Origin of the sequence: Pseudomonas tohonis (assembly GCF_012767755.2) — a bacterium.
Lineage (GTDB): Bacteria > Pseudomonadota > Gammaproteobacteria > Pseudomonadales > Pseudomonadaceae > Metapseudomonas > Metapseudomonas tohonis.
This window is the reverse complement of the sequence record NZ_AP023189.1, coordinates 5216077-5226573: the sequence shown is the minus strand read 5'-3', so window position 1 is coordinate 5226573 and position 10497 is coordinate 5216077. Positions and strand designations below refer to the sequence as shown.

Genomic DNA, 10497 nt, shown 5'->3' with positions numbered 1-10497 from the left:
CCCGGGTGTTCGTCGGAACAGGTGGCCTGGAACGGGGTGTGGACGTCAAGATCGGGAGCGGCTTTTCTGCCGACTTCATGGAGGATGTGCGAATGCAGGCGATCAAGGCCTATTTCCAGCGCCACGGTCATGATCCGTTCCGGATCGGCGAGGGGCGTATCAGCGGTTATCTTTCCGCGGCGCTGGGGCTGCTCAGCCTCTGCGCGGTGCTGTGTTTCCTGTTCCCCGAATGGCTGACCTTCGCCGAGTTCCGCAAGGTCTACAGCGAGCAGTTCGCCCGCAGCGTGCTGCTGGTGGGGCTGGTGGCGTCGTTCTCCCTGGGCACGCTCAACATCCTGCTCAACCGCCGCAAGCGGCTGGGCTTCACCGGCATCGCCGCTTCGGGCCTGGCGGTGTTCCTCGGCGGCACCAACATCCAGTTCGAGACCATCGGCCAGACCCCCTATTCCCTGGGGCTGGACTGGTTCGTGCTGGCGCTGCTGGTCTCGGCCATCGTGTTCATCCCGCTGGAGAAGCTCTACGCCAAGGACCCGCAGCAGAACATCCTGCGCCCCCACTGGCGCACGGACCTGGCGTACTTCTTCGTCAGCCACATGCTGGTGCAGTTCATCCTGATCTTCGTCACCGCCTCGTCCACGCTGCTGGGGGGCTGGGCGGTGTCGCCGGCCTTCCAGGCGGGCGTGCAGTCGCTGCCGGTCTGGCTGCAGTTCATCCTCGCGGTGCTGGTGGCGGACCTGGGCCAGTACTGGCTGCACCGCCTGTACCACGTGGTGCCCTGGCTGTGGCGCTTCCATGCGGTGCACCACTCGAGCACGGCGATGGACTGGCTGGCCGGCTCGCGCATCCACTTCGTGGAGATCCTGCTGACCCGTACCGGGGTGCTGGTGCCGCTGATGCTGATGGGCTTCTCGCCCCAGGCGATGAATGCCTACGTGATCCTGGTGGGCGTGCAGGCGGTGCTGGCCCACGCCAACGTGCGCATCGACGGCGGCTGGCTGAACTACCTGCTGGTGCTGCCGCGCTACCACCACTGGCACCACGCCCGGCACCCGGACTACATCTACAAGAACTACGCGATCCACCTGCCGATCGTCGACATGCTGTTCGGCACCTTCAAGCTGCCGCCCAAGGAGTGGCCGACCCGCTACGGCGTGTTCGGCAAGCCGCTGCCGGACGGCATCCTGCGCCAGCACCTGTACCCCTTCCAGAAGCCGGAGCCCAAGGCACCGGTGAAGCCGAAGGCGTCCTGACCTTCGACGGCGGCCCATGTGTAATGCATGGGCCGCTGCTTCTGGTTCTTCACCTTTCCCTTTTTGCCGATTCCCGGGCTGAAGCCCGGGCTACGTCCGTAGGTTGGCGCCGAGCCGGCGAGGCCCTACATCGCGGCCGGGACGGGCTCCGGTGCGTTGGGCTTCGTGCCTCAGCCCAACCTACGAGGCCTTTTCGCGGGCAAAAGAAAGGGCGCCGGTGAGGGCGCCCTGAAATGATGTGATCTATGGAGTAAGTCCGCTTACATAGACAGTGCCGGGGCGGTTAGTTCCCGCCCCGGGCGATCATTTTTGCGGGGTGAGCATCAGCCGCTTGGTGCCGTAGACCTTGTCGAGGTTCTGCGACTGGAAGGGGAAGCTCATGTAGCGGGCCTTGAGCCAGGCGTCGATGCCGTCGGCGTAGTTGGGGCTGGCCGGGTTGCCGGACTGGCCGGAGCTGTTGAGCCCGATCATGGGTTCCGGCTGGCCGAAGTCGACGATGATGCGCATGGCCGGGATCAGCCAGGTGTCGAAGTCGTTGCCCCACTCGTAGGCCGAGACGTTCAGCGTGTTCATGTCGCCGCCGGCCGGGTAGGGGCCACGGTCCAGGTAGCCCTGGATGGCGTTGATCCCGGTGCGCTGGCTGGCGCTCATGAAGGGCGCCAGCCTGGTGGTTTCGGTGGCCCAGGTGTAGCTGTGCAGCTTGCCCCACTGCCAGGCCTTGCGGTCGGTGCCGAGCTTGCCTTCGGCAAAGCTGACGGCGGCGGCCAGGCTGCGGGCGAGGATGGCGGGCTTGTCTTCCTTCTGCGCTGTGCGCACGTCGTCCCAGAACGGGCTGTCGGCGCGGCCCAGCAGGTGGTCGGCCTGGGCGGAGTAGGAGAGGTTGGCGGTTTCCACCAGGGCCTGCCAGGCCGGGCTGCCTTCGGGGCCGAGTTCGTCCTGGAAGATCTGCCTGGCGCTTTCCTGCAGGAAGGCTTCGTAGAACACCGCATCGGCCGAGGTCGGGCGCAGGTCGCCATCGAAGGCCAGCAGGCGGCTCAGGGCTTCACGGGCCTTGTCGCGCTCGGCCGTGGGCAGGGCGTCGATGGCCTGCTTGAGCGGCTGGGCCATGGCCGGGTCTTCGAACATCGCCTTGAGCTTGGCGGCGAAGGGCGTGGTCTGGTCGTACTGCATGGCGATGGTGCTGCGGGTGTCGTGCTTGCCGCTGCCGGCGAGCTGGGCGATGCGCTCGGCCCGCTCCGGGTAGAACCAGGAGTTGGACAGCTGCACGCCATAGCCGCCCTGCACGGTGCGCTGGTTGGCGGTGCCGAGCCAGCCCTGGGTCGGGTCCTGGTCATAGGGGTGCAGCATGGGGTCGGCGAAACCGTCCCAGTCGTAGCGGCCGTCCCAGCCGGGGGAGGGCATCAGGCCACGGCCTTCGCGACGGTTGGGGTAGCGGCCGGTGACCTGCCAGGCGATGTGCTGGGCATCGGCGGTGAGCAGGTTGAGGCCGATGGCGCGGATCGAGCGCGTCGCCTCGCTGGCCTGCTCGACGGATTGCGCGCGGGACAGGTCGAAGAAGGCGTCCAGGGTCTGGTCGTTCTCGAACTGCGCGGTCTTCAGGGCGATGCCCAGGCCGCTCTTCATCTCCAGGGGCTGCAGCGGGTGCTTGCGCTGGCCGAGCACGGAGTTGAGCAGCGGGCCGTGGCGGGTCTCGTAGAGGGTTTCGCGGATCGGCCGCTCGCCCTTGATGAAGAAGGTCTCGTTGCGCTCGATGGCCGGCTGCCATTTGCCGTCGGCGAGGTAGTAGAGGCGGTTGCCCTCGCGCTTGACCTTCTCCAGGTAGAGGTCCTGGTTGTCGGCCATGACCATGGTCATGCCCCAGGCCAGCTTGCCGTTGAAGCCGGCGACCACGGCGGGCACGCCGGCGATGGTGACGCCTGCGGCCTGGAACTTCGGCGAGCGGATCTGCATGAAGTTCCAGTACGAGGGCATGGCCAGCGGCAGGTGGGTGTCGTTGGCGAGGATGCTCTTGCCGTTGCGCGTGCGCTGGGGCGCGATGGCCCAGTTGTTGGAGGCGGCGACGCCGAGCATGTTCAGGCCCGCCAGCTGCCCGGCGGCCTGGTCGATGGCGGCGAGGCCCTGGATCTGCCCGCCGAGGTTGAGGCCCTTGAGCTTGTCGGCTTCGTCGAAGGGCAGGTTCTCGTCCGGGTAGGTGGGCAGCAGCCAGGCGACCTTGTCGGCCCCGACCTTCTGCGCCATGACCAGCGAGGCGATCTCTTCCTGCAGGTTCACCGCCAGGCCGAAGTTGAGCAGGCTGAAGACCAGCACCGAGTCCTCGGGTTTCCAGTAGGCGGGCTTGTAGCCGGACTCGGCGAGGTCCATCGGCAGCTTGTCGCGGTACTGGAAGAGGTAGGCGTTGACGCCGCGTGCATAGACCTCGAAGAAGGACTTCAGGCGCGGGGAGGCGTTCTTGTAGAGGATGTCGGCGCTCTTGCGCAGGTTCACCGCGCGCATGAAACGGTCCACTTCCAGCACGCCGGGGCCGGCCATCTCGGCCAGGCGGCCCTCGGCCATGAGGCGCAGGCCGACCATCTGGCTGAGGCGGTCGGAGGCGTGCACGTAGCCCATGGCGAACAGGGCGTCGTGGAAGGTGGTGGTCTCGATCAGCGGCATGCCCAGCGGGTTGCGGCGGATGGAGACGCTCTGCGCCAGGCCCTTGACCGGCTTGAAGCCGGAGGTGGGGGGCAGGCTGTCGGAATAGCGGCTGTCGAGCCAGGACTGGCAACCGGTCAGCGCGACCATGGCGCCGAGGGCGGCGGCCAGGCAGAAACGAGGCAGGAAGCGCTTGGGCGCAGGCGAGGCCATGGAGCGGTATCTCCCGAAGAGGCGGCGGTTTTCAAACGCGCTACGTTAGAGAGCGGCCTCGCACTGCGCAAGCGCCGTTGGCCCTACTTTTTAGCGGCGGCGGGGTTGATCTTTTCCACCAGTTCATAGGCGCGGATCGTGGCCGGGCGGGCCTGGATGCTCTGGAACCAGCGCTTGAGGTTGGGGAAGTCGTCGAGGTCCTGTTCCTGGTAGGTGTGCGGGACGATCCAGGGATAGATGGCCATGTCGGCGATGCCGTACTCGGCGCCGGCGACGAAGGGGCGGTCGGCCAGGCGCTTGTCGAGCACGCCGTAGAGACGGGCGGTCTCCTTCACGTAGCGCTGGATGGCGTAGGGCACCTTCTCCGGGGCGAAGCGGTTGAAGTGGTGGTTCTGCCCGGCCATCGGGCCGAGGCCGCCCATCTGCCAGAACAGCCACTGCAGGGTTTCTTCGCGGCCGCGCAGGTCGGCGGGGATGAAGCGCCCGGTCTTCTCGGCAAGGTAGAGCAGGATGGCGCCGGACTCGAACAGCGACAGCGGCTCGCCGCCGTCCGCCGGGGCGTGGTCGACGATGGCGGGGATGCGGTTGTTCGGGGCGATCTCGAGGAAGCTCGGCTGGAACTGCTCGTCCTTGCCGATGTTGATGGGGTGGATCCGGTAGGGGAGGCCGGTCTCCTCGAGGAACAGCGTGATCTTGTGGCCGTTGGGGGTGGTCCAGTAGTAGAGGTCGATCATGGTGGGACTCCTCAGGATGCGGGCGGCCAGCCTAAAGGATTCCCCACGCCAACGAAAAGGCCCGTGCTAGACGGGCCTTGGTTGCACTGGCGGGGATCAGGCGCCGTGGCATTTCTTGAATTTCTTCGCGCTGCCACAGGGGCAGGGATCGTTGCGGCCCACTTCCTTCAGCGGGTTGCGCACCGGCTCCTGCGGGCCGTGGTTGCAGTGCGGGCCGTGCACGTGGCCGTGATCGTGGTGGTGGTCATGATCATGGTCGTGGTTGCAGTCGGGGCCATGGACATGGGGTTCTTGACTCATGGAAAGGTCACTCCGGGATGTAGTTGCCCGGGATTATCTCGCCATTGCGCGAGAGGTGCACGCTCTTGCCGAACATCAGGCCGGTCTTCACCTCGCCTTCGAGGCGGTAGTGGATCGGCTCGTCGGGCTTCTCCAGGAGCTTGACGATGTACTTCATGTGGCGCCAGAGGTTGGTGCGCACCGGGACATCGAAGGTCTCGTGGCCATTGGCGGGCACGGTGAACCAGGTGCTGGACTCGCCGGAGGCGAGCTTCACGTCGTTGAGGTGGACGGTATAGACCAGGCCGCGGACGGGCAGGCTGACGTCGTTGGGGTTGTCCACGCGAAAGCGCAGCAGGAACTGCTGCTCGAGGAGTTTCGCCTTGATCACATCGACCTTGACCAGCCGCACGTCCGGATCGCGGAAGCCGCCGGTCATCCAGGTGGAACATCCCGTCAGGCCCGAAAGAGGGAGGGCCAGTAACATCATTAGGCTGAGAATTCTTATCGTTTGCGCCTGAGAAAACATTGCATTACTCCATCGACGCTCAAGTGTAACAAGCAACTGCTTGGCTGCAACTTGTTGTTTGCAGAAAAAAACCTGCGCCATACTGCGGTCTGTTTCGGACAGGAGTGTGACCATGAGCCGCTACGAGATCGCTTTCTCCGGCCAACTGGTTCCGGGAGCCCGGCTGGAGCTGGTGCAGGCCAACATGGCCAAGCTCTTCCAGGCTGACGCGCAACGCATCGCCATGCTGTTTTCCGGCAGGCGCATCGTGATCAAGAACAACCTCGATGAGGCCGCCGCCGAGAAATATCGTGCAACGCTTGAGCGTGCCGGTGCGGTGGTGGACGTGGTGTCGATGGACGTCGAGATCGAGGAGGTGGAGCTGGCGCCGCCGCCCGTGCAGGAGCCGGTCGCCGCGCCGCGCGCCCCGGTGGCCCAGCCGTCTGGGGAGGGCGCTCCGGTGGGGCGCCTGAAAGTGGCGCCGCGTGACGAATACATGGCGGCGTTCGCCGAGGTGGACGCGCCGGACTTCGGCATCGCCCCGGTGGGGGCGGACCTGCAGGACGCCAAGGCCGAGGCGCAGGCGCCCAAGGTCGACCTGAGCCAGTTCAGCCTGGCGCCGGTGGGCAGCGACATGGGCCAGGCCAAGGCCGCCCCGGCCGCGCCTCCGCCGGATACCTCGCACCTGCGCATACAGGAGTGAGTGCCCGCCCATGAAAAAAGCCCGCCGATCGGCGGGCTTTTTCATCTGTGGCGTGGGCATCCCCGTCTTCGGCGCGGCGTCAGCCCAGCTCGCCCACTGCCCTCCAGGCCTCGTCGATGGCGGCGTGGGCGTAGGCGCTCCAGGCCGCGTCGGAGTTGGCGATGGTGACGTTGCCGACCTGGGTGCGCGCCAGGTTCATCAGCTTCTCGCTCTCGTCTTCGTCGTCGAACAGGCTGTTGGCGAAATAGGCGTAGCCATGGGACCAACGGTTCACGGTGATGCCGAGGATGTCCTTCTGGTGGTCGAAGCCGGCCGGGCCGAGCATGGCCTGGAGCTGGTCGCGGATGGCCGTCTCCATCTGCTCGAAGCTCATGCCGTAGAGCTTGGTGCGACCGACCCGCGCCTGGGTGCGGGCGTCCATGCCCATGTTCGGGCTGGTGGGCACGTGGACCATGTGCAGGCCGATGGGCTGGTTCGGGTCGCGTGGGTGGCGGTAGCCGCCGATGTCCACCGGGTAGTCAAGCTTGACCCGGCTGTAGGGCTGGTTCGGCGCGTAGATCTCGTGGACGCCGAGCTTGCGGAAGCTCTGCCAGTTGCGGATCACCACCTTGGTGTACACCAGCGGGAACTTCACGTTCTGCGACAACGCGTGGGCCTGCTCGGCGGAGAGGTCGCGCAGGATGTAGGGGATGATCATGTTGTAGCAGGCCAGCACCGTGTGCTTGCCGCGCACCCGGTGCAGCTGGCCGCCACGGCTGTAGCCGACGTCCACGCCGCCGTCGCGGTTGCGCACGCTGACCACGGTGCTGTTCAGGCGCAGGCGCACCGGGCTGCCCGGCTGATCGAGCTTGGCGTAGTCGAAGTCGGCGAGGACGATGTCGTCCATGCCCTTGCCCGGTGCCACGGCCGGGATCAGCCCGCGCACCAGCAGGCGCGCCAGGGACGCGTTGCCGTCCGGGAAGTGGTAGATGTACGGCTCTTCCATCTCCGCCTTGGCCTCTTCGCTGACGGGGGAGAGGTCCATGGCGGCGAAGCCGGGGAAGCCCACCGAGTAGGCGTCGGCGGCGGCCACGGCGTCGATGCTCAGGGCCGAGAAGTCGTTGGTGCGGGCGAGGAAATAGCGGGTGGCCGCCTCGCTCAGGCCCACGTCCTTGCGCAGGAAGTCCTGGTAGCTGGTTTTGGCCAGGTGGTCTTCCTTCTCCTCGCGGCTCTTGCCGGCGAGGTAGTCGCGCGGTGCCTCGTGCAGGTCGATCAGCGCCTGGCGATCGGCTTCCGGCAGCGGGAAGTCCTCGATGAAGGCGCGCCAGCTGCGGGCGTTGAGTTTTTCCGGGGCGATGTCGTCGGCCACCATGGGCGTCGGGTCGCCGGTCACCAGCTTGTCCTGGCCGAAGCCGGCCTTGTCGAAGAACACCCCGCGCGACAGGCCCAGGCCCGGGTAGAAGTCGCGGTCGAAGGCGGTCTCGAAGCGGTCGATGTCCACGCCCAGCTGCTTGAGCAGGCCGTTGACCTCCTTGCTGTAGAGGCTCTTGGGCGACTGGAAGGCTTCGCTGCCGCCGTAGCCGAGGATCATCCGGCCGCCGGCCTGGAATTCGTTGCGCTTGGCGTGGCCGCCGAAGTCGTCGTGGTTCTCGACGATGAGCACGCGCGCCTGCGGGTGCTTCTGGCGGTAGAACCAGGCCGCGGCGAGCCCGCTGATGCCGCCGCCGACCACCACCAGGTCGTATTCCTCCTCGATCTTCAGACCGTCGGTATCGAACACCTTCTTTTCCCAGCCCATCTGGTGCGCCACCTCGAAGGCGCCGGGGTGGCTACCGCGCAGGCCGGTGAGGGCGGGCGGGTAGTAGCGGCCGGAGGGGGCGGCCTGGAGCAGCTGCAGCGGAGTGAGTCCGGCGCCGATGGCGAGGGCAGCGCCGTTGAGGAAGTCGCGGCGGGTGATGGTCATGGTGTACCTGCAAGGCGTTGTCGTTTTTTATGCGTGGCGCCCGGGTCGTGCCGGGCGCCACGTCGGGCTTACCAGCCCAGTTGCTTATTGAAGCCGAGGGCGTCGTAGTAGTCGCCCTGGTAGGCGATCTTGCCGTCCTTGATGCGCACGAAGCTGACCCCTTCGAACTTCAGGGGCTTGTTGGTGGCCGGGGTTTCCGCGCCCCAGGCGCCGCTGTTGGTGCCGCTGAACTCCCACTGGAAGGCGATGCCGTCGGGCCCGACGATGGGCTCGCTGGTCATCTTCCATTTCAGGTCCGGCACCGCGCCGATGAACACCTTGATGACGTTGTCGCGGGCGGCGGCCTTGCCTTTCTGCGGGGTGCCGACGGTGGCGTCGAAGTATTCCGCATCCTCGGCGAGGAAGGTGGCGGCCTTGTCCGCATCGTGGGCATTCCAGGCGGCCATGTAGCCCTCGACGACGGACCTGGCATCACCGGCGGCCTGGGCCAGGCCGGTGGCGGCGCACAGCAGGATGAAGCTGAAACTACGCAGGGTGGTTCGCATTTCGGTTCTCCTGGGGGTGGGGTGCAGCGGTTTTGAAGCGGAGCCTGTGGTGAGGGAAAAGCGGGCGAATGAATTCGCCCCTACAGGGGGAGGTGCCATGGAGCGCTGAGTGCCGAGCGCGCAGGGCGGGCTAGGCGAGAAGCGCGGAGAAAGCGGAATGTACTGCGGTACATGAGCATTTCGACGCGCTTCTCAACAACGCCCGGACCAGCGAGCGGCGCTCAGGGTCAGTGTTTGAACATGACGTGGCGGATGGCGGTGTAGTCTTCCAGCCCATACATCGACATGTCCTTGCCGTAGCCCGACAGCTTCACGCCGCCGTGGGGCATCTCGCTGACCAGCATGAAGTGGGTGTTGACCCAGGTGCAGCCGTACTGCAGGCGCGCGGAGAGGCGGTGGGCGCGGCCGACGTCGGCGGTCCAGAGCGAGGAGGCCAGGCCGTAGTCGGAGTCGTTGGCCCAGGCCAGCACCTGCGCCTCGTCGTCGAAGGCGGTGACCGAGACCACCGGGCCGAAGACTTCGCGGCGCACGATCTCGTCGTCCTGGCGGGCGTCGGCGATCACGGTGGGTTCGAAGAAGAAGCCGGGGCCTTCGACCTTCTTGCCGCCGGTGACGATGCGGATGTGCGGCTGGGCGGCGGCGCGCTCGACGAAACCGGCCACGCGCTCGCGGTGCTGCTCGGTGATCAGCGGGCCGAGCTCGGTGCCGGCGTCGTCCTGCAGGCCGTACTTGATGGTGGAGACGGCGGCGCCGAGCTTCTCGACGAAATTCTCGTAGATGCCCTTCTGCGCGTAGATGCGACAGGCGGCGGTGCAGTCCTGGCCGGCGTTGTAGAAGCCGAAGGTGCGGATGCCTTCCACGGCGGCGTCGATGTCGGCGTCGTCGAAGATGATCACCGGGGCCTTGCCGCCCAGTTCCATGTGCATGCGCTTAACGGTGTCGGCGGTGCCGGCGACGATGCGCGAGCCGGTGGCCACCGAGCCGGTGAGCGAGACCATGCGCACCTTGGGGTGGGTGGTCAGCGGCTCGCCGACGCTGGGGCCGCGGCCGAAGACGATGTTGACCACGCCGGCGGGGAAGATCTCGGCCAGGTACTCGGCCAGCTTCAGCGCGGTCAGCGGGGTCTGCTCGGAGGGCTTGAGGACCACGGTGTTGCCGGCGGCCAGGGCCGGGCCGAGTTTCCACGCGGCCATCATCAGCGGGTAGTTCCAAGGCGCGATGGAGGCGATGACGCCCACCGGGTCGCGACGGATCATCGAGGTGTGGCCGGGCAGGTATTCACCGGCGGCGGAACCGCTCATGCAGCGGCTGGCTCCGGCGAAGAAGCGGAACACGTCGGCGACGGCGGGCAGCTCGTCGTTCAGCGCGGCGGCGTAGGGCTTGCCGCAGTTGTCCGATTCCAGGCGCGCCAGCTCCTCGGCGCCGGCGTCGATGCGGTCGGCGAGCTTGAGCAGCAGGGTGGAGCGGTCCTTGGGCGAGGTCTGCGACCAGGCGTCGAAGGCGGCGTCGGCGGCGCGCACGGCGGCGTCGACCTGGGCCTCGCTGGCTTCGGGGATGTCCACCAGGGTGGTGCCACGGGCGGGGTTGAGCACGGCTTGCGCGGCGCCTTCGCCGGCAACCAGTTGGCCGTTGATCAGGAGTTTGGTCTGCATGGTGAATCCTCCAGTCGGGGTTTCGCGAATCCGGGGTTGA

Annotated in this window: 9 protein-coding genes; 2 read left to right on the top strand and 7 right to left on the bottom strand. The window is 66.9% G+C overall.

The window, feature by feature from the left end:
• The first annotated feature begins 92 nt into the window (after positions 1-92).
• Positions 93-1250 carry a sterol desaturase family protein gene (locus HSX14_RS23965; RefSeq protein ID WP_173176029.1) on the top strand — a complete coding sequence of 386 codons (1158 nt, stop codon included), beginning with the start codon at positions 93-95 and terminating at the stop codon, positions 1248-1250.
• 303 nt (positions 1251-1553) lie between these two features.
• On the opposite strand, the gene HSX14_RS23960 is transcribed toward HSX14_RS23965, so the two are convergent.
• The 4 genes from HSX14_RS23960 to HSX14_RS23945 form a co-directional block, all read right to left on the bottom strand.
• Positions 1554-4094, bottom strand: coding sequence for a penicillin acylase family protein (locus HSX14_RS23960; RefSeq protein ID WP_173176031.1), 2541 nt, complete (start codon positions 4092-4094; stop codon positions 1554-1556).
• 83 nt (positions 4095-4177) lie between these two features.
• Entirely contained in the window at positions 4178-4828 is a 651-nt protein-coding gene (locus HSX14_RS23955; RefSeq protein ID WP_173176033.1) for a glutathione binding-like protein, read from the bottom strand.
• A gap of 96 nt (positions 4829-4924) precedes the next feature.
• Positions 4925-5128: an SEC-C metal-binding domain-containing protein gene (locus HSX14_RS23950; RefSeq protein WP_173176035.1), complete on the bottom strand. Its 204-nt coding sequence runs from the start codon at positions 5126-5128 to the stop codon at positions 4925-4927.
• Between the two features lie 7 nt (positions 5129-5135).
• On the bottom strand, positions 5136-5636 hold the full coding sequence (locus tag HSX14_RS23945; RefSeq protein WP_173176037.1) for an LEA/WHy family protein: 501 nt from the start codon (positions 5634-5636) through the stop codon (positions 5136-5138).
• A gap of 112 nt (positions 5637-5748) precedes the next feature.
• Between HSX14_RS23945 and HSX14_RS23940 the strand changes: the two genes are divergently transcribed.
• Positions 5749-6318: an NADH-quinone oxidoreductase subunit E gene (locus HSX14_RS23940; RefSeq protein ID WP_173176039.1), complete on the top strand. Its 570-nt coding sequence runs from the start codon at positions 5749-5751 to the stop codon at positions 6316-6318.
• Positions 6319-6397: 79 nt separating this feature from the next.
• Here the strand turns inward: HSX14_RS23940 and HSX14_RS23935 are convergent, their stop codons facing one another.
• The 3 genes from HSX14_RS23935 to HSX14_RS23925 form a co-directional block, all read right to left on the bottom strand.
• The gene (locus tag HSX14_RS23935; protein WP_173176041.1) at positions 6398-8260 is read right to left on the bottom strand and encodes an NAD(P)/FAD-dependent oxidoreductase; all 1863 of its coding nucleotides are present in this window, start codon (positions 8258-8260) and stop codon (positions 6398-6400) included.
• Between the two features lie 68 nt (positions 8261-8328).
• Positions 8329-8805 (bottom strand): ester cyclase, encoded by a 477-nt coding sequence (locus HSX14_RS23930; protein WP_173176043.1) that lies wholly within the window; start codon positions 8803-8805, stop codon positions 8329-8331.
• A 227-nt stretch (positions 8806-9032) separates the two neighbouring features.
• Positions 9033-10457 (bottom strand): gamma-aminobutyraldehyde dehydrogenase, encoded by a 1425-nt coding sequence (locus tag HSX14_RS23925; RefSeq protein WP_173176045.1) that lies wholly within the window; start codon positions 10455-10457, stop codon positions 9033-9035.
• Between the last annotated feature and the right edge of the window lie 40 nt (positions 10458-10497).